Source organism: Streptomyces sp. NPDC002057, assembly GCF_040296665.1.
Classification (GTDB): domain Bacteria; phylum Actinomycetota; class Actinomycetes; order Streptomycetales; family Streptomycetaceae; genus Streptomyces.
In genome coordinates this window covers 58,032-82,192 of sequence record NZ_JBEOXR010000017.1, presented here as the reverse complement: position 1 = coordinate 82,192, position 24,161 = coordinate 58,032, and the positions used below count along the sequence as shown (strand labels likewise).

20 protein-coding genes are annotated in these 24,161 nt (G+C 73.6%); all 20 read left to right on the top strand.

Going from position 1 to position 24,161, the window contains the following annotated elements; translation table 11 throughout:
- Window positions 1–20: 20 nt before the first annotated feature.
- The 20 genes from ABT129_RS16210 to ABT129_RS16115 all read left to right on the top strand — a co-directional run bounded on the left by ABT129_RS16210 (window position 21) and on the right by ABT129_RS16115 (window position 24,151).
- Entirely contained in the window at window positions 21–1,076 is a 1,056-nt protein-coding gene (locus tag ABT129_RS16210; RefSeq protein ID WP_351901265.1) for a bile acid:sodium symporter family protein, read from the top strand.
- 57 nt (window positions 1,077–1,133) lie between these two features.
- Entirely contained in the window at window positions 1,134–1,655 is a 522-nt protein-coding gene (locus tag ABT129_RS16205; protein ID WP_351901263.1) for an isochorismatase family protein, read from the top strand.
- Window positions 1,652–2,035, top strand: a complete 384-nt coding sequence (locus ABT129_RS16200) for a (2Fe-2S) ferredoxin domain-containing protein (RefSeq protein WP_351901261.1) — start codon at window positions 1,652–1,654, stop codon at window positions 2,033–2,035. The genes ABT129_RS16205 and ABT129_RS16200 overlap by 4 nt, the downstream gene beginning before the upstream one ends.
- A gap of 173 nt (window positions 2,036–2,208) precedes the next feature.
- Window positions 2,209–3,159: a beta-ketoacyl-ACP synthase III gene (locus ABT129_RS16195; protein ID WP_351901258.1), complete on the top strand. Its 951-nt coding sequence runs from the start codon at window positions 2,209–2,211 to the stop codon at window positions 3,157–3,159.
- Window positions 3,160–3,360: 201 nt separating this feature from the next.
- Window positions 3,361–3,927 carry a hypothetical protein gene (locus tag ABT129_RS16190; RefSeq protein WP_351901256.1) on the top strand — a complete coding sequence of 189 codons (567 nt, stop codon included), beginning with the start codon at window positions 3,361–3,363 and terminating at the stop codon, window positions 3,925–3,927.
- A gap of 103 nt (window positions 3,928–4,030) precedes the next feature.
- Entirely contained in the window at window positions 4,031–4,687 is a 657-nt protein-coding gene (locus ABT129_RS16185) for a class F sortase (protein ID WP_351901254.1), read from the top strand.
- A 195-nt stretch (window positions 4,688–4,882) separates the two neighbouring features.
- Window positions 4,883–6,064 (top strand): ROK family transcriptional regulator, encoded by a 1,182-nt coding sequence (locus ABT129_RS16180; RefSeq protein WP_351901253.1) that lies wholly within the window; start codon window positions 4,883–4,885, stop codon window positions 6,062–6,064.
- A 288-nt stretch (window positions 6,065–6,352) separates the two neighbouring features.
- Window positions 6,353–7,840: a sugar ABC transporter ATP-binding protein gene (locus ABT129_RS16175; RefSeq protein WP_351901362.1), complete on the top strand. Its 1,488-nt coding sequence runs from the start codon at window positions 6,353–6,355 to the stop codon at window positions 7,838–7,840.
- Complete coding sequence (locus ABT129_RS16170) at window positions 7,837–8,838, top strand: ABC transporter permease (protein ID WP_351901251.1); 1,002 nt, start codon at window positions 7,837–7,839, stop codon at window positions 8,836–8,838. Before ABT129_RS16175 ends, ABT129_RS16170 begins: the two co-directional genes overlap by 4 nt.
- Before the next feature lie 75 nt (window positions 8,839–8,913).
- Window positions 8,914–9,951 carry a substrate-binding domain-containing protein gene (locus ABT129_RS16165; RefSeq protein ID WP_351901249.1) on the top strand — a complete coding sequence of 346 codons (1,038 nt, stop codon included), beginning with the start codon at window positions 8,914–8,916 and terminating at the stop codon, window positions 9,949–9,951.
- Window positions 9,952–10,112: 161 nt separating this feature from the next.
- Window positions 10,113–11,423, top strand: a complete 1,311-nt coding sequence (locus ABT129_RS16160) for a Gfo/Idh/MocA family protein (protein WP_351901247.1) — start codon at window positions 10,113–10,115, stop codon at window positions 11,421–11,423.
- Window positions 11,424–11,435: 12 nt separating this feature from the next.
- Window positions 11,436–12,440 (top strand): sugar phosphate isomerase/epimerase family protein, encoded by a 1,005-nt coding sequence (locus tag ABT129_RS16155; protein WP_351901245.1) that lies wholly within the window; start codon window positions 11,436–11,438, stop codon window positions 12,438–12,440.
- Window positions 12,441–13,068: 628 nt separating this feature from the next.
- A complete protein-coding gene (locus ABT129_RS16150) occupies window positions 13,069–16,572 on the top strand; it encodes a ThuA domain-containing protein (RefSeq protein WP_351901243.1) in 3,504 nt (1,167 codons plus the stop codon).
- Window positions 16,573–16,735: 163 nt separating this feature from the next.
- Entirely contained in the window at window positions 16,736–17,881 is a 1,146-nt protein-coding gene (locus tag ABT129_RS16145; RefSeq protein WP_351901241.1) for an inositol-3-phosphate synthase, read from the top strand.
- Window positions 17,878–19,068 (top strand): SCO3242 family prenyltransferase, encoded by a 1,191-nt coding sequence (locus tag ABT129_RS16140; RefSeq protein WP_351901239.1) that lies wholly within the window; start codon window positions 17,878–17,880, stop codon window positions 19,066–19,068. The genes ABT129_RS16145 and ABT129_RS16140 overlap by 4 nt, the downstream gene beginning before the upstream one ends.
- 224 nt (window positions 19,069–19,292) lie before the next feature.
- Window positions 19,293–20,141: a sugar phosphate isomerase/epimerase family protein gene (locus ABT129_RS16135; RefSeq protein WP_502981783.1), complete on the top strand. Its 849-nt coding sequence runs from the start codon at window positions 19,293–19,295 to the stop codon at window positions 20,139–20,141.
- On the top strand, window positions 20,135–20,704 hold the full coding sequence (locus tag ABT129_RS16130; protein WP_351901235.1) for an EboA domain-containing protein: 570 nt from the start codon (window positions 20,135–20,137) through the stop codon (window positions 20,702–20,704). Before ABT129_RS16135 ends, ABT129_RS16130 begins: the two co-directional genes overlap by 7 nt.
- A complete protein-coding gene (locus tag ABT129_RS16125) occupies window positions 20,704–21,552 on the top strand; it encodes a TatD family hydrolase (RefSeq protein WP_351901233.1) in 849 nt (282 codons plus the stop codon). Before ABT129_RS16130 ends, ABT129_RS16125 begins: the two co-directional genes overlap by 1 nt.
- Window positions 21,553–21,561: 9 nt before the next feature.
- Window positions 21,562–22,749 carry a metabolite traffic protein EboE gene (eboE, locus tag ABT129_RS16120; RefSeq protein ID WP_351901231.1) on the top strand — a complete coding sequence of 396 codons (1,188 nt, stop codon included), beginning with the start codon at window positions 21,562–21,564 and terminating at the stop codon, window positions 22,747–22,749.
- A gap of 10 nt (window positions 22,750–22,759) precedes the next feature.
- Entirely contained in the window at window positions 22,760–24,151 is a 1,392-nt protein-coding gene (locus tag ABT129_RS16115) for an alkaline phosphatase family protein (protein ID WP_351901227.1), read from the top strand.
- The last annotated feature ends 10 nt before the right edge of the window (window positions 24,152–24,161 follow it).

Below are 24,161 nucleotides of genomic sequence, written 5' to 3'. Positions count from 1 at the left end.
GCACCGGAGCAGTGGAGCCCATGACCGCCCGTACCCCAGGCCCCACCCCGGCCCGCGCCCCGCGCCGTACCCTCCGACCGCCGTCCTGGCTCCCCGTCGACGGATACGTCCTCGCCCTGCTCGGCACCGTCGCCCTCGCCGCGCTCCTCCCCGCCTCCGGCACCGCCGCCGACGTCACGGAAGGGGCGTCGACCGGAGCCGTGGCGTTCCTCTTCTTCCTCTACGGGGCGCGGCTCTCCACCCGCGAGGCCCTCGACGGCCTCAAGCACTGGCGGCTCCACCTCACCGTCCTCGGCTCCACCTTCCTGCTCTTCCCGCTCCTCGGCCTCGCCGCGCGCGGCCTCGTCCCCGCCGTCCTGACCCCGCAGCTCTACAGCGGCTTCCTCTTCCTCTGCCTGGTGCCGTCCACCATCCAGTCCTCCATCGCCTTCACCTCGATCGCCCGCGGCAACGTCCCCGCCGCGATCTGCGCCGGCTCCTTCTCGTCCCTCGCCGGCATCGTCCTGACCCCGCTGCTCGCGGCCGGGCTCCTCGGCGGCAGCACGGGCGGCCTCTCCGCCGACGGCGTCCTGAAGATCGTGTTCCAGCTCCTCGTGCCGTTCCTGGCCGGACAGTTCCTGCGCCGCTGGATCGGCGGCCTCCTCACCCGCCACAAGAAGGTCCTCGGCTACGTCGACCGGGGATCGATACTCCTCGTCGTCTACACCGCCTTCAGCCAGGGCATGGTCGCCGGTGTCTGGCACCTGGTGACCCCGGCCCGGCTCGGCCTCCTGCTCGCCGTCGAGGCCGCCCTGCTCGCCGCGATGCTCGCCCTGACCTGGTACGGGGCCCGCCGCCTCGGCTTCGACCGCGCCGACCGGATCGCGATCCAGTTCGCCGGCTCCAAGAAGAGCCTCGCGGCCGGACTGCCGATGGCCAGCGTCCTCTTCGGCCCCCAGGCCTCGCTCGCCGTGCTCCCCCTGATGCTCTTCCACCAGATGCAGCTCATGGTGTGCGCGGTGATCGCCAAGCGACGGGCACGCGACGAGGAGACCCCGCGCGAACGCGCCGACCTCGCCGCCGCGACCGCCCCGTAGGCCGGATCACACCCCCGACCGCCCCGCGGTGATCATCCGGGCCGCTACCGTGCTCCCATGCCCGCACTCGATCCCGGCCACACCGCGCTCGTCCTCGTCGACCTCATGGAACGCATCGTCGCGCTGCCCCTCGCCCCCCGCCCCGGCACCGACGTGCTCGCCGCGGCCACCCGGCTCGCCGACACCTTCCGGGCCGCCGGCGCCCCCGTCGTCCACATCCGGGTCGACCGGCCGAACGTCGACACCCAGCCGCCCGGCAGCGACCTCGTCCCCGGCCTCGTCCGGGACGGCGAGCCCGTCGTCGTCAAACGCACCATCGGCGGCTTCCACGACACCGGACTCCACGAACTGCTCTCCGGGCTCGGCGCCACCACCCTGGTCCTCGGCGGCATCGCCACGAACCTCGGCGTCGAGTCCACCGCCCGCGCCGCCTGCGACCTCGGCTACGACCTCGTCTTCGCCGAGGACGCCATGTCCGCGCTCACCGCCGACGAGCACCGCGCCTCCGTCGACCTCGACTTCCCCCGCCTCGGCACCGTCGCCCCCGTCTCCGAGATCACCCTGGACGGACCCGCATGACCCCGGTGCCGATACGGTACGGGGCCCGCCCCTGCTCCCTCGTCGTCTGCCGCGGCTGCTGCTGCGGCGACGCCCGCAAGAACCCCGGCACCGACCACACCGGCCAGCTCACCCGCCTCCGCGAGGCCGCCGCGGCCTCCGGAGGCCGTCTCGCCGTCCGTACGAGCGACTGCCTCGGCCCCTGCGCCCAGGCCAACATCGTCGTCGTCCAGCCCTCCACCGAGGGACGGCGACGCGGCGGACGGGCCGCCTGGGTCGCGTTCGCCCTGGACGAGGACTCCCTCGACGAGATCCTCGCCTGGACGGAGGCCGGCGGCCCGGGAATCGTCCCGCCCCCGGCCACCCTGGCCCTCCAGATGATCGACCCGCCCAAGAACTGACACCCCGCACGGCCCGCCCGACCCCCACGGGGCCCGTGCCGCGCCCGGGTCCTTGTCACGGTCGGCCAAGGGGTACGGGTGAATCTTGGTGGTTTACGTCACCTGTTACCCATCAGTCGCTGGCAAGACTGGGGGATCCTGCCGGCCGATCGACACACCAGGGGGTCCCGGGTATGACGGGCACTCGCATCGCAGCGCTCGGGCACTACCAGCCCGCCAAGGTGCTCACCAACCACGACCTCGCGACGTTGGTCGACACCGACGACGCGTGGATCACCAGCCGGGTCGGCATCCGCACCCGGCACGTCGCCGGACCGGACGAGCCCGTCGACGAGCTCGCCGCCCACGCGGCGGGCAAGGCCCTGGCCACCGCCGGGCTCACCCCCGACGACATCGACCTCGTCCTCGTCGCCACCTCCACGGCCATCGACCGGTCGCCCAACATGGCCGCCCGCGTCGCCGCCCGCCTCGGCATGACCTCGCCCGCCACCATGGACCTCAACGTGGTCTGTGCCGGGTTCACCCACGCCCTGGCCACCGCCGACCACGCCGTCCGGGCCGGCGGCTCGCGCCGCGCGCTGGTCATCGGCGCCGACAAGATGACCGAGATCGTCGACTGGACGGACCGCACCACCTGCGTCCTCGTCGGCGACGGCGCGGGCGCCGCGATCGTCGAGGCGGTGGACGACGAGGGGGCCACCCCCGGCATCGGCCCGGTCCTGTGGGGCTCGGTCCCCGAGATGGGCCACGCCGTCCGCATCGAGGGCACCCCGCCCCGCTTCGCGCAGGAGGGCCAGAGCGTCTACCGCTGGGCCACCCAGCAGCTGCCCGCCCTCGCCCGGAAGGCCTGCGAGCGGTCCGGCATCACCCCCGAGGAACTCGCGGGCGTGGTCCTGCACCAGGCCAACCTGCGGATCATCGAACCGCTCGCCGCGAAGATCGGCGCCGTCAACGCGATCGTCGCCCGCGACGTCGTCGACTCCGGCAACACCTCGGCCGCCTCGATCCCGCTGGCCCTGGCCAAGCTCGTCGAACGCGGCGAGCTGAGCACCGGAGACCCGGTCCTGCTCTTCGGCTTCGGCGGAAACCTCTCGTACGCGGGCCAGGTCGTCCGGGTCCCGTAGACGAGGCCGCTCCGGACCGGGACCGGGGGAGAGGGACGATGACCGGGGCAGCGGAGCCGTACGGCCCGCCGTGCCCCGTTCGGCGGAGCCCGGTGGCGGCGCGCCGGGGCCGGACCTAGCTTCGATCGCGGTGAGGGTCGTCGTTCTCCGGGCACGGAACCGCTCCGTGACCGAGCCCCTCCCGTGAGCTGGAGGACCGCCATGCGCGCGATACGTGCCGCTTCCGCCGCCCTGCTGAGCGCCGCCGCCGTGGTCACGGTCGCGCCGATCGCCCTGGCCGGCGAGAACGACCACGGCATCACGTCGTTCGGCTTCTCCGTCACCCCCGCCACCGTCTCTCCCGGCGGCACCGTCACCCTCACGTCCGACGGCTGCGAGGTCCCGTCGGTGACGGTCACCTCCGGTGTGTTCGACACCGTGACCCTCGCCGAGGGCCGCCCGGGCAGCGCGACCGTGGACGTCGACGCCAAGGCGGGCGCCCAGTACGAGATCACCTTCGACTGCAAGGGCGAGCGGGGGACCACCACCCTCACCGTCACCCAGGGCGACACCGGCGGGACCACGACCGGACACGACAACGGCGTGTCGTCCGGGGCGCACAAGGGCGTGAAGGCCGGCTACGGCACCGCCGCCACCTCCGGAGCGGACACCGAGGGCCTCGGCGTCGCCGAGGTGGTCACGGGCGTCCTGCTCATCGCCGGGGCGCTCGGCGCCGCCGTCGTCCTCACCCGCCGCCGCGCCGCCGACGGCCGGACCCCGGGGGCCTGAAACGGCCCCTCCGCCCCGGTGTGACGAGGTCCGGGACGGAGGGGCACCACGACGGACGGGCGCACGCGGCGACGGACGGACTCGACACGGCGGGAGAGCGGACGTGGGGCGGTCGGACGGGGCGACGGGACGGCACGGCGCCTGGGGCCTAGTCGCCGTCGCCCTCCTCGTCGGCGTCCACCTCGTCCGCGGCGGCGCGGACGAACTCCGCGCCGACGGCCCGCCCCAGCCCGTCACCGCCGCCGCACCCGACGTCGCCGGGGTCGCCGGCGCGCTCGTCCCCGACTCCGTACCGGATCCTCTGCCCGCGTCGGCGCCCGTCCGGGTTCGCGTCCCCGCCGTCCGGATCGACGCCCCCGTCACGTCCGTCGGACTCGACGCCGACGGCTGGATCGAGGCCCCACCGCCCGAGGACGACCGGCTCGCGGGCTGGTTCACCGGGGCGGTCACCCCCGGCGAGCGCGGCACCGCCGTCGTCGTCGGCCATGTCGACACCCCGAAGGGACGCGCCGTCTTCTACGACCTCGGGGCCCTCGGCAGGGGCCACCGCGTGGAGATCGCGCGCCGCGACGGCCGGACCGCCGTGTTCGCGGTGTACGGGGTCGAGGTCGTCCCCAAGGAGGGCTTCCCCGCCGACCGGGTCTACGGCGACTCCGGCGCGCCCGAGCTGCGCCTGATCACCTGCGGCGGCCCCTTCACCGAGGAGAACGGCTACGCGGGCAACGTGGTGGTCTCGGCCCGCCTGGTGGAGGTCCGCTGACCAGCGACCGCCCCCTCCCCACCCTTCTCCCGCGCCGACCCCTCTCTTTGTCCCCAACCGGGAAGAAGTCGGGGTCGATTCCTGCGCAACTTCTTCCCACCCCGGTACACCGCTGCTACGTTCCCCTCGAAAGCCCGCAGACGAGCGCGTACGAGGAACACGAGCGTGTACGAGAGGGAGGGGCGCGTGAGACGCATGACGGCACGACCTGCCAACCGGCATCAGGCGCGACTCCTCAGGCTGCTGCGTGACGGAGGACCCAACTCCCGTGCCCAGCTGGGAGATCAGATCGATCTCTCCCGCTCCAAGCTCGCCGTCGAGGTCGACCGGCTCCTGGAGACCGGCCTCGTCGTCGCCGACGGCCTCGCCGCCTCCCGGGGCGGCCGTCGCTCGCACAACATCCGGCTCGCACCCGAACTCCGCTTCCTCGGCATCGACATCGGCGCCACCTCCATCGACGTCGCCGTCACCAACGCCGAGTTGGAGGTGCTCGGACACCTCAACCACCCCATGGACGTCCGCGAAGGACCCGTCGCCGTCTTCGAGCAGGCCCTGTCGATGGCGGCGAAACTCCGCTCCACCGGACTCGCGGAAGGCTTCGACGGCGCCGGCATCGGCGTCCCCGGGCCCGTCCGCTTCCCCGAGGGCGTCCCCGTCGCGCCGCCGATCATGCCCGGCTGGGACGGCTTCCCCGTACGGGAGGCGCTCAGCCAGGAACTCGGCTGCCCCGTCATGGTCGACAACGACGTGAACCTCATGGCCATGGGGGAGCAGCACGCGGGCGTCGCCCGCTCCGTCGGCGACTTCCTCTGCGTCAAGATCGGCACCGGCATCGGCTGCGGCATCGTCGTCGGCGGAGAGGTCTACCGCGGTACGACGGGCAGCGCCGGCGACATCGGACACATCCAGGTCGAACCCGACGGCCGCCCCTGCGCCTGCGGCAACAACGGCTGCCTGGAGGCCCACTTCAGCGGCGCGGCCCTGGCCCGTGACGCCGAGGACGCGGCCCGCGGCGGCCGGTCGGAGGAGCTCGCCGCCCGGCTCGCGGCGGCCGGGCACCTCACCGCCGTCGACGTCGCCGCTGCCGCCGCCGCGGGCGACGCCACCTCACTCGCCCTCATCCGTGAGGGCGGCAACCGGGTCGGGCAGGTCATCGCCGGACTCGTCAGCTTCTTCAACCCCGGTCTGGTGGTGATCGGAGGCGGAGTCACCGGCCTCGGTCACAACCTCCTCGCCAGTGTCCGCACCCAGGTCTACCGGCAGTCCCTGCCCCTGGCCACCGGCAACCTCCCCATCGTCCTCGGCGAACTGGGCCAGACCGCCGGCGTCACCGGCGCGGCCCGCCTCATCAGCGACCACCTCTTCTCCCCGGCGTAACACCCTCGCCCGGCACGCCGCCCCCACGGGGACGGCACCCCGCACTCCTCAGGCGCGGCCGCACGGCCCGCACCGCGCCACAAGCACCCCGCCCTCACCGGACGGCACCCCGCACCCGCCGCGGGGACGCCGCCCCCGCCGTAAGGCACCCCGCACCCGCACTCCGCACGCACCGCACCACGCCCCCGTACCCCACCCGCCCCGCCGCACGGCGCCACCGCGCCCGCCGGGCGGCCATCCGCCGAGGGGATCTCCGCCATGCCCCAAGACCACCCGCCCCTGCTCACCATGGACGGCATCACCAAGTCCTTCCCCGGCGTCCGCGCCCTCGACGGCGTCGACCTGGAGGTCGCGCCCGGCGAGGTCCACTGCCTCCTCGGCCAGAACGGCGCCGGCAAGTCCACCCTCATCAAGGTGCTCGCCGGAGCCCACCAGCCGGACGAGGGCGGCATCACCTGGAACGGCGAACCCGTACGGCTCCGCTCCCCGAGCTCCGCCGTCCGTCTCGGCATCGCCACCATCTACCAGGAGCTCGACCTCGTCGAAGGCCTCTCCGTCGCCGAGAACGTCCACCTCGGCCACGAACCCACCACCGCCGGATTCGTCCGCACCCGGGCCACCCGCACCGCCACCGCCGCACTCCTGAAACGCCTCGGCCATCCCGAGATCGACCCGGCCCGGCGCGTCGCCGAACTCTCCGCCGCCCAGCGGCAGATCGTCTCCATGGCCCGCGCCCTCTCCCACGACGTCCGCCTCATCGTCATGGACGAACCGTCCGCCGCCCTCGACCCCGACGAGGTCGCCAACCTCTTCCGGATCGTCGCCGACCTCACCGCCGAGGGCGTCGCCGTCGTCTACATCTCCCACCGCCTGGAGGAGATCCGCCGCATCGGCGACCGCGTCACCGTCCTCAAGGACGGCCGGGCCGTCGCCCGGGGCCTGCCCGCCGCGACCACCCCGACCCGCGAGGTCGTCGCCCTCATGACCGGCCGGGACGTCCCCTACGTCTTCCCCGACCGGCCCGCCCGGCCACCGGCCGGCGAACCCGTCCTCCGCGTCCAGGGCCTCGCCAGGAAAGGCGAGTTCGAGGCGCTCGACCTCGAACTGCGCCCCGGCGAGATCGTCGGACTCGCCGGCCTCGTCGGCTCGGGCCGCTCCGAGATCCTGGAGACCGTCTACGGCGCGCGGAAGCCCACCGCCGGCCGGGTCCTCGTCGACGGGCGGCCCCTGCGCCCCGGCAGCGTCCCGGCCGCCGTCGCCGCCGGACTCGGCCTCGCCCCCGAGGAACGCAAGGCACAGGGCCTGCTCCTCCTCGAATCCGTCACCCGCAACGTCTCCGTCTCCTCCCTCGCCCGCTTCTCCCGGGCCGGCTGGATCGACCGCGCCGCCGAGCGCACCGCCGCCCGGACCGCCACCCGGGAGCTCTCCCTCCGCCCCGACCACCCCGAGGTCCCCGTCCGCACCCTCTCCGGCGGCAACCAGCAGAAGGCCGTCCTCGCCCGCTGGCTGCTGCGCGGCTGCCGGGTCCTCCTCCTCGACGAACCCACCCGGGGCGTCGACGTCGGAGCCCGCGCCGAGCTCTACGCCGTCGTCCGCCGCCTCGCCGACGAAGGCCTCGCCGTCCTCCTCGTCTCCAGCGAGGTCCCCGAGGTCCTCGGCCTCGCCGACCGCGTCCTGGTGCTCCGCGAAGGCCGCGTCGTCCACCAGGCGCCCGCCCATGACCTCGACGAACACCGCGTACTCGACCTCGTGATGGAAGGGAGCCCGGCTCCATGACGCTCACCACCCCGGCCAAGGCACCGGCCCAGGACGGCCGTTGGCGCGCCATCGGCGTCAGGGCCGACATCCGCAACCTGTCGCTGCTCGGCGTGCTCGTGGTCCTGATCGCCGTCGGCGGCCTCACCCGGCCCGCCGAGTTCCTCGCCACCTCCAACCTGCAACTCGTCCTGACCCAGGCCTCCGTGATCGGCGTCGTCACCGTCGGCATGACCTTCGTCATCACCAGCGGCGGCATCGACCTCTCCGTCGGCGCGATCGTCGCCCTCGCCTCCGTCTGGGCTACCACCCTCGCCACCCAGGAGTTCGGCTTCGCCGGCATCCTCTTCACCTCGATCGCCGTGGGGCTCGGCTGCGGCCTGGTCAACGGCGTCCTCGTCGCGTACGGACGGATGGTCCCGTTCATCGCCACCCTGGCCATGCTGGCCTCGGCCCGCGGCCTCGCCCTCCAGATCACCGACGGCAGGACGCAGATCGTCACCGTCCCGTCCGTCCTCGACCTCGGCGTCCCCGACGCCTACGTCCTGGGAATCCCGCCGCTCGTCCTCGTCTTCGCCGCCGTCACCGCCGCCGGGTGGCTGCTGCTCAACCGGACGACCTTCGGCCGCCGCACGATCGCCGTCGGCGGCAACCCGGAGGCCGCCCGCCTCGCCGGCATCGACGTACGCCGCCAGCGCCTCCTGCTCTACCTGCTCTCCGGACTCTGCTGCGGCATCGCCGCGTTCCTGCTCGTCGTCCTCGCCGGCTCCGGCCAGAACACCAACGGCAACCTGTACGAGCTCGACGCCATCGCCGCCGCCATCATCGGCGGCACCCTCCTCAGCGGCGGCCGGGGCACCATCGTCGGCTCCGTCCTCGGCGTCCTCGTCTTCACCACCATCACCAACATCTTCGCCCTCAACAACCTGCAGAGCGACGTCCAGCAGATCGCCAAGGGCGCGATCATCGTCGCCGCCGTCCTCGTCCAGCGCCGCACCGTCCGCGACAGCGAGACCTGACCGGCCCCGGCCCCCGCACCACCCCTCCCTCGCCCCCCCTCACCACCGCCACCCGCTCGGAAGGGATCCACCGCCATGCCCGAAACCAGCCGCAGACACCTCCTCCTCGGCGGCGCGGCCGTCTCCGCCGGCGCCCTGCTCACCGCCTGCACCAGCAACGAGCCCAAGAACCAGACGCCCGCCGCGAGCGCCGCCCCCGCCGCCGACGACAAGCCCGGCACCCCCGTCACCATCGGCTTCGCCGGCCCCCAGGCCGACCACGGATGGCTCAACGCCATCAACCAGAACGCCAAGGACCGGGCCAGGAAGCACTCCGACGTCACCCTGGAGATCACCGAGGGCTCCAACGACACCGCCACCCAGATCGGCCAGGTCCAGACCCTCATCAACAAGAAGGTCGACGTCCTCGTCATCCTCCCCGCCGACGGCAAGGCCCTCACCCAGATCGGCCTCCAGGCCATGAAGGCCGGCATCCCCGTCATCAACCTCGACCGGATCTTCGCCTCCCCGCAGGCCTACCGCTGCTGGATCGGCGGCGACAACTACGGCATGGGCCTCAACGCCGGCAACTTCATCGGCGAACGGCTCAAGGACAAGCCGAACGCCACCGTCGTCGAACTCGCCGGCATGGACAGCCTCGAACTCACCAAGCAGCGCACCCAGGGCTTCGACGACGCCCTCAAGAACTACCCCAACATCCGCAAGGTCGCCCGCCAGGCCGCCGACTTCACCGTCGAGTCCGGCCAGGCCAAGATGGCCCAACTCCTCCAGGCCCAGTCGAAGTTCGACGCCCTGTGGAACCACGACGACGACCAGGGGGTCGGCGCGCTCCGCGCCGTCGCCCAGGCCGGACGCAAGGACTTCCTCATGGTCGGCGGCGCCGGCGCCAAGTCCGCCATGGACGCCATCAAGGCCGACACCGGCGTCCTCAAGGCCACCGTCCTCTACCCGCCCACCATGGCCGCCTCGGCGATCGACCTCGCCCGCGCCCTCGGCCAGAAGAAGGGGATCGGCGGCATGGCCGAACTGGAGATCCCCGCCTCGATCACCCTCTACTCGGCCGTCGTCACCAAGGAGAACGTCGACGAGTACCTGCCCACCGGCTTCAGCTGACAGGCCCGCCCGGGGCGGCGGCCCGGCCGACCCGCCCCCCGCCCCCCGGGCGTCGGTCGGCGGGCGTCGGGCCGCCGGGGAGCTCCGGCCCGACCGGCCCCCGGAGGTCCGACCGCCCCCGGGGAGCAGTACCTCGCCGCACCACGAAACGGAGGAACCGTATGGAACAGACGGAGAGCGGGGCCGCACCGCCGCCCCTCGGCATCGGCATGGTCGGCTACGCGTTCATGGGAGCCGCCCACTCCCAGGGCTGGCGCACCGCCGGCCGCGTCTTCGACCTGCCGCTGAGACCCGTCCTCGCCGCCGTCGCCGGCCGCGATGCCACCGCCGTCCGGGCCGCCGCCCGCCGACACGGCTGGGCCGCCGCCGAGACCGACTGGCGCGCCCTGATCGCCCGCGACGACGTCCAGCTCGTCGACGTCTGCACCCCGGGCGACAGCCACGCGGAGATCGCCGTCGCCGCCCTGGAGGCCGGCAAGCACGTGCTGTGCGAGAAGCCCCTCGCCAACTCGGTCGCCGAGGCCGAGACGATGGCCGCCGCCGCCGAAGCGGCCGCGGCCCGGGGCCAGATCGCCATGGTCGGCTTCAACTACCGCCGGGTCCCCGCCCTCTCGTACGCCCGGCGGCTCGTCGCGGACGGACGGCTCGGCGCCCTGCGGCACGTCCGGGTCACCTACCTCCAGGACTGGCTGGTCGACCCCGCCTTCCCGCTGACCTGGCGCCTGGAACGCGAGCACGCCGGCTCCGGGGCCCTCGGAGACCTGGGGGCACACGCCGTCGACCTCGCCCAGTTCCTCGCGGGGGAGCCGCTCGTCGGCGTGTCGGCGCTCACCGAGACCTTCGTACGGAAGCGGCCGCTGCTCGCCGGCACCGGCGCCGGCGGTCTCGCCGGGGGAGCGGGATCGGAGGCGTACGGACAGGTCACCGTCGACGACGCCGCCCTGTTCACCGGGCGGCTCGCCTCCGGGGCCCTCGCCTCCTTCGAGGCCACCCGGATGGCCGCGGGCCGCAAGAACGCGCTGCGTCTGGAGATCAACGGGGAGCGCGGCTCGCTCGCCTTCGACCTGGAACGGCTCAACGAACTGTCCTTCCACGACCACACCGAACCGGCCGTCACGGCCGGGTTCCGCCGCATCCTGGTGACCGAACCGGACCACCCGTACCTGGAGGGCTGGTGGCCGCCCGGACACGGCCTGGGCTACGAGCACACCTTCGCCCACCAGGCCCGCGACCTGGTACACGCCGTCGCGACCGGCACCGCCCCGACGCCCTCGTTCGCCGACGGCCTCCAGGTCCAGCGGGTCCTCGCCGCGGTGGAGGAGAGCGCCCGGAACAACGCCGTCTACACCCCCGTACCCGTACTCGCGTCCGCGTCCGCGTCCGCATCCGGACCCGCGTCCGGACCCGCATCCGCGCCCGGATCCGTGTCCGCCGAAGCTCCCACCACGCCCGTACCGAGCCCGAGCAGCTAGGAGGCGCCCGACGTGCCCCGACCCTTCACGCTCTTCACCGGCCAGTGGGCCGACCTGCCCCTGGAGGAGGTCTGCCGCCTCGCCCGCGACTTCGGCTACGACGGCCTCGAACTCGCCTGCTGGGGAGACCACTTCGAAGTGGACAAGGCCCTCGCCGACCCGGCGTACGTCAAGGGCAGGCGCGAACTGCTCGACGCGTACGGACTGAAGTGCTGGGCGATCTCCAACCATCTGGTGGGGCAGGCCGTCTGCGACCATCCGATCGACGAACGCCACCAGGCGATCGTGCCCGCCCGGATCTGGGGCGACGGCGACGCCGAGGGGGTGCGGCAGCGGGCCGCCCGTGAACTCGCGGACACCGCCCGGGCCGCCGCCGCGCTCGGCGTCGACACCGTCATCGGCTTCACCGGCTCCTCGATCTGGCACCTGGTGGCGATGTTCCCGCCGGTCCCCGAGCGCATGGTCGAGCGCGGCTTCGAGGACTTCGCGGAGCGGTGGAACCCGATCCTCGACGTCTTCGACGCCGAGGGCGTGCGCTTCGCCCACGAGGTGCACCCCAGCGAGATCGCCTACGACTACTGGACCACCCAGCGGGCCCTGGAGGCGGTCGACCGGCGCCCCGCCTTCGGGCTCAACTTCGACCCGAGCCACTTCGTGTGGCAGGACCTCGACCCGGTCGGCTTCCTGTGGGACTTCCGCGACCGGATCTACCACGTGGACTGCAAGGAGGCCCGCAGGCGGCTCGACGGCCGCAACGGGCGACTGGGCTCCCACCTGCCCTGGGGCGACCCCCGGCGCGGCTGGGACTTCGTCAGCGCCGGACACGGCGACGTGCCCTGGGAGGACGTCTTCCGGATGCTCCGGTCGATCGGCTACGCCGGGCCCGTCTCCGTGGAGTGGGAGGACGCGGGCATGGACCGGCTGACCGGCGCCCCCGAGGCGCTGTCGTTCCTCAAGCGGTACGACTTCGACCCGCCGGCGGCCTCCTTCGACGCCGCCTTCGGGAGCGGCGACTGACCTGAACGCATGGGTCCGTGCCCGGTGGCGACGGTGCCACCGGGCCGGTCCGCCCTGCCCGCGCGAGCCTTTGTCCTCTGGCGGGGAAAAGTTCGACCGTACCGATGCGCAAGGGCTTTCCGCGGTGGACGAACCCGGCTACGGTCCCTGATGTGTACATGGCAAGACGGGGGGTGAGATGACGCCCGTCGACGCGCCGTGTGAAGCGGCCGGCGTGACGGCGCACGTCGGTCCCCGGACACCCGCACACCCGGCCCGAATCCGGAGGACACCCGTGCAAGGAAACCCACTCCGAGCCGAACGATCCCCAGCCGAGCGACCCCGAGCCCGCCTGTTCCGAGCCCGACGCTTCCGATCGCAAGGGCCGCAAGGACCGCAAGGTCCGCGATCACAAGGGCAGCGACCGCAGGGAGAGCAAGCGCAAGGACTCCGATCGCAGGGGCCCCGCGCGCGGGGACTCCGTGCCCGACGGCTCCGCGCCAGGAGGGCACTCGCCCTCCTCGCCGTCGGACTGCTCGCCCTCGGCACCCCCCAGGCACTCGCCGCCCAACCCGAGGCCCCCGCCCCCGCCGCCGAGGAGTTCCAGCAGATCACCCTCGCCAAGGGCGGCGAAGAGGTCGGCGAACCCATGTCCCTCGCCGTGCTCCCCGACCGCAGCGTCCTGCACACCTCCCGCAACGGCGAACTCCGCCGCACCGACGCCGCCGGCAACACCACCGTCATCGGCACCGTCCCCGTCTACTCCCATGACGAGGAAGGCCTCCAGGGCATCGGCCTCGACCCCGACTTCGCCCGGAACAAGGCCGTCTACCTCTACTACGCCCCGCCCCTGAACACCCCCGCGGGCGACGCCCCCGAGAACGGCACCGCCGCCGACTTCGCCCCCTACGACGGAGTCAACCGCCTCTCCCGCTTCACGCTCAAGGCCGACGGCACCCTCGACAACGCCAGCGAGAAGAAGGTCATCGACGTCCCCGCCACCCGCGGCATCTGCTGCCACGTCGGCGGCGACATCGACTTCGACGCCCAGGGCAACCTCTACCTCTCGACCGGCGACGACTCCAACCCCTTCGCCTCCGACGGCTTCACCCCCATCGACGAACGCCCCGACCGCAACCCCGCCTTCGACGCCCGCCGCACCTCCGGCAACACCAACGACCTCCGCGGCAAGATCCTCCGCATCAAGGTCGCCGACGACGGCACCTACACCGTCCCCGACGGCAACCTCTTCGCCCCCGGCACCGAGAAGACCCGGCCCGAGATCTACGCCATGGGCTTCCGCAACCCCTTCCGCTTCAGCGTCGACAAGGCCACCGGCGTCCTCTACGTCGGCGACTACGGCCCCGACGCCGGCGCCGCCGACCCGAAGCGGGGCCCCGCCGGACAGGTCGAGTTCGCCCGCGTCACCAAGCCCGGAAACTTCGGCTGGCCCTTCTGCACCGGCGACAACGACCCCTACGTCGACTACGACTTCGCGAGCAGGACCTCCGGCGCCACCTTCGACTGCGCAGCACCGAGGAACGACTCCCCGCACAACACCGGACTCGTCGACCTCCCACCCGCCGAACCCGCCTGGATCCCGTACAACGCGGGCTCCGTACCCGAGTTCGGCACCGGATCCGAGTCCCCGATGGGCGGACCCGTCTACCGCTACGACACCGCCTCCACCTCCCCCGTCAAGTTCCCCGAGGCATACGACGGCGACTTCTTCGCCGGAGAGTTCGGCCGCCGCTGGATCAAACGCGTCGACCAGGACGACAACGGCACCGTCACCTCCATCAACGCCGTGCCCTGGACCGGCACCCAGGTGATGGACATGGCCTTCGGACCCGACGGCGCGCTCTACGTCCTCGACTACGGCACCGCATGGTTCGGCGGCGACCACAACTCGGGGCTCTACCGCATCGAGAACGCCACCGGCGGCCGCTCCCCGGTGGCCGAGGCGAGCGCCGGCAAGACCTCAGGCACCGCCCCCCTCAAGGTCTCCTTCTCCTCCGCCGGCACCACCGACGGCGACGGCGACACCCTCACCTACGCCTGGGACTTCGGCGACGGAGGCACCTCCACCACCGCCCACCCCACCCACACCTACCGCAGGAACGGCACGTACACCGCGACCGTCACCGCCAAGGACACCACCGGCCGCACCGGATCCGCCTCCGTCCACGTCGTCGTCGGCAACACCGCCCCCAAGGTCACCCTCGAACTCCCCGCCGAAGGAGCCCTCTTCGCCTTCGGCGACGAGATCCCCTTCCGCGTGAAGGTCACCGACCCCGAGGACGGCACGATCGACTGCGCCAAGGTCAAGGTCACCTACGTCCTCGGCCACGACAGCCACGGCCACCCCGTCACCTCGGCCAACGGCTGCACCGGCACCATCAAGACCTCCTCCGACGGCGGCCACGACGACGACGCCAACATCTTCGCCGTCTTCGACGCCGAGTACACCGACGGCGGAGGCGGCGGACAGGCCGCCCTCACCACCCACGACCAGGCCAAACTCCAGCCCCGCCACCGCCAGGCCGAGCACTTCGACGCACAGGACGGCGTCACCGTCTTCGACAAGACCCAGGCGAACGGCGGACGCACCGTCGGCGACATCAACGACGGCGACTGGATCTCCCTCAAGCCCTACCACCTGCGCGGAGCCACCAAGCTCACCGCCCGCGTCTCCTCCGGCGGCGTCGGCGGCTTCCTCGAAGTCCGCACCGGCTCACCCACCGGAACCCTCCACGGCTCCGCACCCGTCCCCGTCACCGGCGGCTGGGAGACCTTCCAGGACATCGACGTACCCCTGCGGAGCCTGCCCCGCACGACCACCGAGCTCTTCCTCGTCTTCAAGGGCGGAGCCGGCGCGCTCTACGACGTCGACGACTTCACCCTCTCCAGCACCCCCGTCGACCCGAACGCCACACGTGTCCTCGTCTTCTCCCGTACGGCCGGATTCCGCCACGACTCGATCGGCACCGGCATCACCGCACTGAGGGAACTCGGCGCCCAGAACGGCATCACCGTCGACGCGACCGAGGAACCCCGCCAGTTCACCACCAGCAACCTCGCCCGCTACGACGCCGTCGTCTTCCTCTCGACCACCGGAGACGTCCTCGACGCCGCACAGCAGACCGCCTTCGAGAACTACCTCTCCACCGGCGGCGGCTACATGGGCGTCCACGCCGCCGCCGACACCGAGTACGACTGGGAGTTCTACGGCGGACTGGTCGGCGCCCACTTCGCCTCACACCCCCGGATCCAGCCCGCGACCGTACGGGTCGAGGACCACGACCACCCCGCCACCGCCCACCTCGACGGCCCCTGGCAGCGCACCGACGAGTGGTACGACTACCGCACCAACCCCCGCGGCCAGGCCAGGATCCTCGCCACCCTCGACGAGACCACCTACCAGGGCGGCACCATGAAGGGCGACCACCCCATCGCCTGGTGCAAGACCTACGGCGGCGGCCGCTCCTTCTACACCGGCGGCGGCCACACCAAGGAGTCGTACGCCGAACCGGCCTTCCGTCGGCACCTCCTCGGCGGCCTCCGGTACGCCACCGGCCAGGTCAAGGCCGACTGCCGGCCCCGGACCGGCTACCGGGACCTCTTCAACGGCGAGACCGCCGAAGGCTGGAAGCAGGCCGGCCCCGGCGCCTTCGACATCACCGACGGCGAACTCCGCTCCACCGGCGGCATGGGCATGCTCTGGTACCAGGCCAGGGAACTCCGGTCCTACTCCCTCACCCTGGACTGGAAACTCACCGGCGACGACAACTCCGGCGTCTTCGTCGGCTTCCCCGCCTCCGACGACCCCTGGTCCGCCGTGAACAACGGCTACGAGATCCAGATCGACGCCACCGACACCCCCGACCGCACCACCGGAGCCGTCTACGGCTTCAAGTCGGCCAACCTCAAGGCCCGCGACCAGGCCCTCCGCCCACCCGGCCAGTGGAACACGTACGAGATCCGCGTCCAGGGCGAACGCCTCCAGGTCTTCCTCAACGGCCTCAAGATCAACGACTTCACCAACACCGACCCGGCCCGCAGCCTCACCAGCGGCCACATCGGCATCCAGAACCACGGAGCCGCAGACCGGGCCGCCTTCCGCGACATCCGCCTCAAGGAACTCCCCTCCTGACGGGAGCCCACCCGGACGACGGTGGGCGGGGCGGCGCCGTACCCCCCGCCCACCGTCACCACCTCCCACCGCCACCACGCCCACCCATCACCACCCCCACCATCACCACCTTCCCCATGCGCAACCCCACCCCCTTCCCCGGATGAGCAGGGAGGCCGCCGCCATGACCCCCGCACCCCGTACCGGAATCTGGCTCGTCGGCGCGAGAGGCTCCGTCGCCACCACCACCGTGGCCGGCTGCGCCGCCCTCGTCGCCGGACTCCACCCACCGACCGGCATGGCCACCGAGACCCCCGGCCTCGCCGACGCCGGCCTGCCCCCACTCCACTCCCTCGTCTTCGGCGGACACGACACCACCGACTGCCCGCTCCCCAAGCGCGCCGAACAGCTCACCGCCGCCGGAGTCCTCCCGTACGGCCTCGCCCACGCCCTCACCGGCGAACTCGAAGCCGCCGACCGAGAGATCCGCCCCGGCGGTCCCGCCCCCGGCGACACCCGCACCGACGAGCAACTCGTCAGCGCCTTCACCGCAGACCTGACGGATTTCCGTCATCGCATTGGCCTGGACCGCGTCGTGGTCGTCAATGTGGCCTCCACGGAGCCGGCGTCGGGGGGCGCCGGGCTCCCACCCAGCACCCTGTACGCCGCCGCGGCGCTCCGCGCCGGGTGCCCGTACGTCAACTTCACCCCGTCCACCGGCCTGCGCCACCCCGCCCTCGCCGCACCGCTCGCCGCGAGCGGACTGCCCCACGCCGGCCGCGACGGCAAGACCGGACAGACCCTCCTCCGCGCCGTCCTCGCCCCGATGTTCCACCAGCGGGCGCTGACCGTACGGGCCTGGTCCGGCAGCAACCTCCTCGGCGGCGGCGACGGAGCCGCCCTCGCCGACCCGGCGGCCGCCGCCGCCAAGAACGCCGGCAAGGAACGCGTCCTCACCGACACCCTCGGCCCCGGCGTCGAAGGCCAGGTCCACATCGACGACGTCCCCGCGATGGGGGAGTGGAAGACCGCCTGGGACCACATCGCCTTCGACGGCTTCCTCGGCACCCGCATGATCCTCCAGACCCTCTGGCAGGGCTGCGACTCCGCCCTCGCCGCCCCCCTCGTCCTCGACCTGGCCCGCCTCACGGCCCGCGCCCACGAGAAGGGCCTCGCGGGACCCCTGGAAGACCTCGCCTTCTACTTCAAGGACCCCGAAGGCACACCGCCGGCCGCGCTGGCGGAGCAGTACGCCCGCCTGCTCGCCTTCGGCCGCGGACTGGGGGAACCGTCGTCCCCGGAGGACGCGGGCCCGGAGGCGGCCCGATGACCGCGCGCGCCGGAAGGGGACGGGCACGGGCACGGGCCTGGGCGGAGCTCCTCCGCGTCTCGGCGCTGTTCTCGGTCCCGGGCGACGCCCTCGCGGGCGCGGCGGCGGCGGGGACCCGCCCCGGACGGGGCACCCTGTACGCGATCGGCGCCTCCCTCTGTCTGTACGAGGCGGGGATGGCCCTCAACGACTGGGCCGACCGCGCGGAGGACGCCGCCGAACGCCCGCACCGCCCCCTGCCCTCCGGCCGCATCACCCCCGGGGCCGCCCTCGTCGCCTCCGCCGCCCTGACGACGGCGGGCCTCGCGCTGGCGTCCCGCGCGGGCCGCCCGTCCCTCGCGGTGGCCACAGCCCTCGCCACCACGGTCTGGGCCTACGACCTCGGCCTCAAACACACCCCGGCGGGCCCCGCCACGATGGCCACGGCCCGCGCCCTGGACCTCCTCCTGGGCGCAACGGCCTCGACCCCCGCCCGAACCTTCCCCGCCGGGCCGGTCGGAGGCGGCCCCCGTACCGTCCGCCCTGACGCCGTCCGCCCTCATACCGTGCGTCCTCATACCGCCCGTCCTCACGCCGTCCGGGCGCTCCCGTCCGCCGTCCTGCTCGGGGCCCACACCTACGCCGTCACCGCCGTCTCCCGGCACGAGACCCAGGGCGGCTCCACCCGCACCCCGCTCGCCGCCCTCGCCGTGACCCTCGCGGTGGCCGGGGCGGCGTCGGGCGCGGTGCCGGGATCCCGGTCCGGCGGCGCGGGGCCCGGATCCCGGTCCGGCGGCGCGGGGCCCGGATCCCGGTCCGGCGGCGCGGGGCCCGGATCCCGGTCCGGCGGCGCGGGGGACCGCCGGACCGGTGCCGGCGAGGTTTCCGCCTCCTCCGGGGGCCCCGCCCCCGCCCCCCGCCCCCGCCCCGCCCTCCCCACCCACCGGCCCCGCCCGCCCCACCCCTCCCGCGGTCTCGGCCCCCTCCTCGCCCTCGCCTACGCCCGCACCCCCACCACCCTCCTCCTGCACGCCGCGCTCAACCCGTCCGCGGCGCTCACCGAGCGGGCCGTGGGGGGCGGGATCCGGGCCACGATCCCGCTCCAGGCCACGCTCGCCGCCCGGGCCGGGGCGCCGGGTACCGCGCTCGCGCTGCTCGCCCTCGTCCCGGCCGCCCGCGCCCTCGCCCGGAAGGTGAGCCCCACATGACCACCGCCGGCCGTTCCGCCCACCACCCCTCCCACCCCGACGCACCCGACCCCGTGCGCACCGACCACCCCGACTTACCTCACTCCGTGGGCACCGCCCACTCCGACTCACCTCACCCCGTGCGCACTGGCCCCCTCGACGGAGCCCACCCCGCGCGCCCCGCCGACCGCCCCGCCGTCGTCCCCGTCGACCGGGCCGCCGCCGACCCCGCCGTCCGTCCACGGCTGGGCTACGGCACCAACGGCCTCACCGACCTCCGGCTCGACGACGCCCTCGGGCTCCTCGCGGACCTCGGCTACGACGGCGTCGGGCTGACCCTCGACCACATGCACCTCGACCCCCTCGCCCCCGGCCTGGCCGCCCGCACCGCCCGGGTCGCCCGGCGCCTGGGCGAGCTGGGGCTCGGCGTGACCGTCGAGACCGGCGCCCGCTACGTCCTCGACCCCCGCCGCAAACACGGCCCGTCCCTCCTCGACCCGGACCCCGAGGACCGCGCCGCCCGCGTCCGGCTGCTGCAGCGGGCCGTCCGTGTCGCGGCCGATCTCGGCGCGCACGCCGTGCACTGCTTCAGCGGCACCCTCCCCGCCGACACCCCGCCCGACGAGGCCTGGAAGCGGCTCGCCTCCTCACTCACCCCCGTTCTCACGGCCGCGGAGGCCGCCCGTGTCCCGCTGGCCGTCGAACCCGAACCCGGCCATCTCCTCGCCACCCTCGGCGACTTCCACCATCTGCGGGAACTCCTCGGAGACCCCGCCCCCGCCCTCCTCGGCCTCACCCTCGACATCGGCCACTGCCAGTGCCTCGAACCACTCCCTCCCGCCGACTGCGTACGGGCCGCCGCCCCCTGGGTGCACCACGTCCAGATCGAGGACATGCGGCGCGGCGTCCACGAGCACCTTCCGTTCGGCGACGGAGAGATCGACTTCCCGCCGGTCCTGGCCGCCCTCACCGAGCTCACCGCCGCCGGCTATCCCGGCCTGACCGTGGTCGAACTGCCCCGGCATTCCCACGCAGGCCCCGAACTCGCCCGCACCTCCCTCTCCTTCCTGCGCCGGGAGACCTCGCCATGCTGACCGCCGCCGACCTCCCCGCCGCCGCCCGCGCCTGGCTGGACTCCGCCCTCGCGGAGGCCGCCGCCCGCACCTCCGGGTGGGAGGAGTGCTTCGTCGCCGCCGGACGGCACTGCGGGCACGCGCACGCGGACGAGGCCCGCACCCTCCTCCTCCAGGCGGCCGGAGCCGATCCCGACACCCTCGCCCGGCTCTACCACCACGGCGCCGCCGCCGAACGCCGAGCCGTCCTCCTGGCCCTCCCCGCCCTCGTCACCGGCCCCGAGGCCGTACACCTCGTCGAGGACGCCCTCCGCACCCACGACACCACCCTCCTCGCCGCCGCCCTCGGGCCCTACGCCGCCACCCACCTCACCCCCCACGCCTGGCGCCACGCCCTCCTCAAATGTCTCTTCACCGGCGTCCCCGTCACCGTCGTCGCCGGTCTCGCCGACCGCGCCGCCGGCGACACCGAACTCGCCCGGATGCTCGCCGACCACGCCGCCGAACGCACCGCCGCCGGCCGCCCCGTCCCCGCCGACCTCTCCCGCGTCCTCGCCCTCACCGCCCCCGCCGAGGAGTCCTGATGCGCATCTTCGACCCCCACATCCACATGACCTCGCGCACCACGGACGACTACCGGGCGATGTACGACGCCGGCGTCCGCGCCCTCGTCGAACCGTCCTTCTGGCTCGGCCAGCCGCGCACCTCGCCCGCCTCCTTCCTCGACTACTTCGACTCCCTGCTCGGCTGGGAGCCCTTCCGTGCCGCCCAGCACGGAATCGCCCACCACTGCGCCGTCGCCCTCAACCCGAAGGAGGCCAACGACCCCCGCTGCGTGCCCGTCCTCGACGCCCTGCCCCGCTATCTCGCCAAGGACGGTGTCGTCGCCGTCGGCGAGATCGGCTACGACTCCCTGACACCCGCCGAGGACACCGCTCTCGCCGCCCAGCTCCAGCTCGCCGCCGACCACGGCCTGCCGGCCCTCGTCCACACCCCGCACCGCGACAAGCTCACCGGTCTGCGCCGCACGATCGACGTCGTGCGCGAGTCCGCGCTCGCCCCCGACCGCGTCCTCCTCGACCACCTCAACGAGACGACCGTCAAGGAGGCCGCCGACAGCGGCGCCTGGCTGGGCTTCTCCGTCTATCCCGACACCAAGATGGACGAGGACCGGACGGTCGCGATCATCAAGGAGTACGGCACCGGGCGGGTCCTCGTGAACTCGGCCGCCGACTGGGGCCGCAGCGACCCCCTCAAGACCCGCGCGGTCGCCGACGCCATGCTCGACGCCGGCTTCACCGACGACGACGTCGACCAGGTCCTCTGGCGCAACCCGGTCGCCTTCTACGGACTCGGCGGACGCCTCCGCCTCGACCTCCCGGCCCCACCGGACCTGCACGAGGGCAACTCCGTCCTCCGCGGCGGGGAATGAGGCGTCCCCATGCGCTTCCGGCACCCGGACGGCTCCACCGTCCACCTCGCCTACTGCACCAACGTGCACCCGGCCGAGACCCTCGACGGCGTCCTCGCCCAGCTCCGCGACCACTGCGAGCCGGTCCGCCGCCGCCTCGGCCGCGACCGCCTCGGCATCGGCCTCTGGCTGGCCCGCGACGCCGCCCGCTCCCTGACCACCGACCCGTCCTCGCTCCGCGCGCTCCGCGCCGAACTCGACCGACGCGGCCTCGAAGTGGTCACCCTGAACGGCTTCCCCTACGAAGGCTTCGGCGCCGACGAGGTCAAGTACCGGGTCTACCAGCCCGACTGGACCCGGCCCGAGCGCCTCGCCCACACCACCGACCTGGCCCGGCTCCTCGCCGCGCTGCTCCCCGACGACGTCACCGAGGGGTCCGTCTCCACCCTGCCCCTCGCCTGGCGCACCCCCTTCGACGCCCGGGCGGCCGCCCTCGCCCGTACCGCGCTGACGACGCTCGCCGGCCGGCTCGACGCACTGGAGGAGCTCACCGGCAGGAGCATCCGGATCGGGATCGAGCCGGAGCCCGGCTGCACGGTCGAGACCGTCGCCGACGCCGTCACCGCGCTCGCCGACGTACCGAGTCCCCGCATCGGCGTCTGCCTCGACACCTGCCACCTCGCGACCTCCTTCGAGGACCCGCGCACCGCGCTCGACGCGCTCGCCGCCGCCGGTGTCCCGGTGCCCAAGGCGCAGCTCTCCGCCGCGCTCCACGCCGAGCAGCCGCACCTCCCCGAGGTCAGGGCTGCGCTCGCCGCGTTCGCCGAACCCCGGTTCCTCCACCAGACCCGCACCCGGACCGCCGCCGGACTCCGCGGCACCGACGACCTCCCCGAGGCCCTCGGCGCCGACGGCCACACGAGCCACGCCGTGCTTCCCGACGCCACACCCTGGCGGGCCCACTTCCACGTTCCCCTGCACGCTCCCCCCGCTCCTCCGCTCAGTTCCACGCTGCCCGTCCTCCAGGACGCCCTCGCCCTCCTCGTCGGAGGCCCGCATCCACGCACCCGCCACCTGGAGGTCGAGACGTACACCTGGCAGGCCCTTCCTCCCGACCACCGCCCCCGCACCCGGGCCCGGCTCGCGGACGGCATCGCCGCCGAACTGACCCTGGCCCGCGACCTGCTGACCGACCTCGGCCTCAAGGAACTGCCGTGAAGGAACTGCCATGAGCGACACCACACCCGCGCCCACCCCCCTCCTGGTCCTCGACGTCGTCGGTCTCACCCCCCGGCTCCTGCCCCACATGCCCCACCTGGCAGCCCTCGCCCGCAGCGGCTCCCAGGCCCCGCTCTCCACCGTCCTGCCCGCCGTCACCTGCACCGCCCAGACCACCTTCCTCACCGGCACCCTCCCCGCCGAGCACGGCATCGTCGGCAACGGCTGGTACTTCCGGGACCTCGGAGACGTGCTGCTGTGGCGCCAGCACAACGGCCTCGTCTCCGGCGACCGCCTGTGGGACGCCGCCCGCCGCACCCACCCCGGCTACACCGTCGCCAACATCTGCTGGTGGTACGCCATGGGCGCCGACACCGACATCACCGTCACCCCGCGCCCCGTCTACTACGCCGACGGCCGCAAGGAACCCGACTGCTACACCCGGCCCCCCGCCCTCCACGACGAGCTCACCGAGAAGTTCGGCACGTTCCCCCTCTTCCACTTCTGGGGCCCCGGCGCCGACCTCGTCTCCAGCCGCTGGATCGTCGACGCCACCCGCCACATCCTCCGTACCCGCCGCCCCGACCTCGCCCTCTGCTACGTCCCGCACCTCGACTACGACCTCCAGCGCTACGGACCCGACGACCCGCGCTCCTTCCGCGCCGCCGCCGCGCTCGACACCGTCCTCGCCCCGCTCCTCGCCGAGGCGCGCGCCGAGGGGCGCACGGTCGTCGTCCTCTCCGAGTACGGCATCACCCGTGTCGACCGGCCCGTCGACATCAACCGGGCCCTGCGCCGCGCGGGCCTCCTCGAAGTCCACACGCAGGACGGCATGGAGTACCTGGACCCCATGACCTCGCGGGCGTTCGCCGTCGCCGACCACCAGATCGCCCACGTCTACGTCCGGCGCGCCACGGATCTGCCGGCGGTCCGCGAAGCCCTCGAAGGCCTGCCCGGTCTGGAACGGCTCCTCGACGACGACGGGAAGAAGGAGTACGGCCTCGACCATCCGCGCTCGGGGGAGCTCGTCGCCCTCGCCGAGCCCGACGCCTGGTTCACGTACTACTACTGGCTCGACGACGCCCGGGCCCCCGACTTCGCGCGGCTCGTCGAGATCCACCGCAAGCCCGGCTACGACCCGGCCGAACTCCTCATGGATCCGTTCGACCCCTACGTACGGGTCAGGGCCGCCCGGGAGATCGCGCGCAAGAAGCTCGGTATGCGGTACCGGCTCGCGGTCGTCCCTCTCGACCCCTCACCTCTTCGCGGCAGCCATGGCCGCCTCCCCGCGAGCGATGACGAAGGTCCGCTCATCCTGTGCTCCACCCCCCGCGCCCTGGACGGCCGCGTCGCGGCCACCGATGTGAAGAACCTGCTGCTCAGGCTGGCCGGAGCCGCCTGAGACCCGGTCC

Coding starts and splice junctions, on each gene's coding strand:
- ABT129_RS16210 (WP_351901265.1), top strand. CDS start 21: ATGACCGCCCGTACCCCAGGCCCCACCCCGGCCCGCGCCCCGCGCCGT.
- ABT129_RS16205 (WP_351901263.1), top strand. CDS start 1,134: ATGCCCGCACTCGATCCCGGCCACACCGCGCTCGTCCTCGTCGACCTC.
- ABT129_RS16200 (WP_351901261.1), top strand. CDS start 1,652: ATGACCCCGGTGCCGATACGGTACGGGGCCCGCCCCTGCTCCCTCGTC.
- ABT129_RS16195 (WP_351901258.1), top strand. CDS start 2,209: ATGACGGGCACTCGCATCGCAGCGCTCGGGCACTACCAGCCCGCCAAG.
- ABT129_RS16190 (WP_351901256.1), top strand. CDS start 3,361: ATGCGCGCGATACGTGCCGCTTCCGCCGCCCTGCTGAGCGCCGCCGCC.
- ABT129_RS16180 (WP_351901253.1), top strand. CDS start 4,883: ATGACGGCACGACCTGCCAACCGGCATCAGGCGCGACTCCTCAGGCTG.
- ABT129_RS16175 (WP_351901362.1), top strand. CDS start 6,353: ATGGACGGCATCACCAAGTCCTTCCCCGGCGTCCGCGCCCTCGACGGC.
- ABT129_RS16170 (WP_351901251.1), top strand. CDS start 7,837: ATGACGCTCACCACCCCGGCCAAGGCACCGGCCCAGGACGGCCGTTGG.
- ABT129_RS16165 (WP_351901249.1), top strand. CDS start 8,914: ATGCCCGAAACCAGCCGCAGACACCTCCTCCTCGGCGGCGCGGCCGTC.
- ABT129_RS16160 (WP_351901247.1), top strand. CDS start 10,113: ATGGAACAGACGGAGAGCGGGGCCGCACCGCCGCCCCTCGGCATCGGC.
- ABT129_RS16150 (WP_351901243.1), top strand. CDS start 13,069: ATGTCCCTCGCCGTGCTCCCCGACCGCAGCGTCCTGCACACCTCCCGC.
- ABT129_RS16145 (WP_351901241.1), top strand. CDS start 16,736: ATGACCCCCGCACCCCGTACCGGAATCTGGCTCGTCGGCGCGAGAGGC.
- ABT129_RS16140 (WP_351901239.1), top strand. CDS start 17,878: ATGACCGCGCGCGCCGGAAGGGGACGGGCACGGGCACGGGCCTGGGCG.
- ABT129_RS16130 (WP_351901235.1), top strand. CDS start 20,135: ATGCTGACCGCCGCCGACCTCCCCGCCGCCGCCCGCGCCTGGCTGGAC.
- ABT129_RS16125 (WP_351901233.1), top strand. CDS start 20,704: ATGCGCATCTTCGACCCCCACATCCACATGACCTCGCGCACCACGGAC.
- eboE (WP_351901231.1), top strand. CDS start 21,562: ATGCGCTTCCGGCACCCGGACGGCTCCACCGTCCACCTCGCCTACTGC.
- ABT129_RS16115 (WP_351901227.1), top strand. CDS start 22,760: ATGAGCGACACCACACCCGCGCCCACCCCCCTCCTGGTCCTCGACGTC.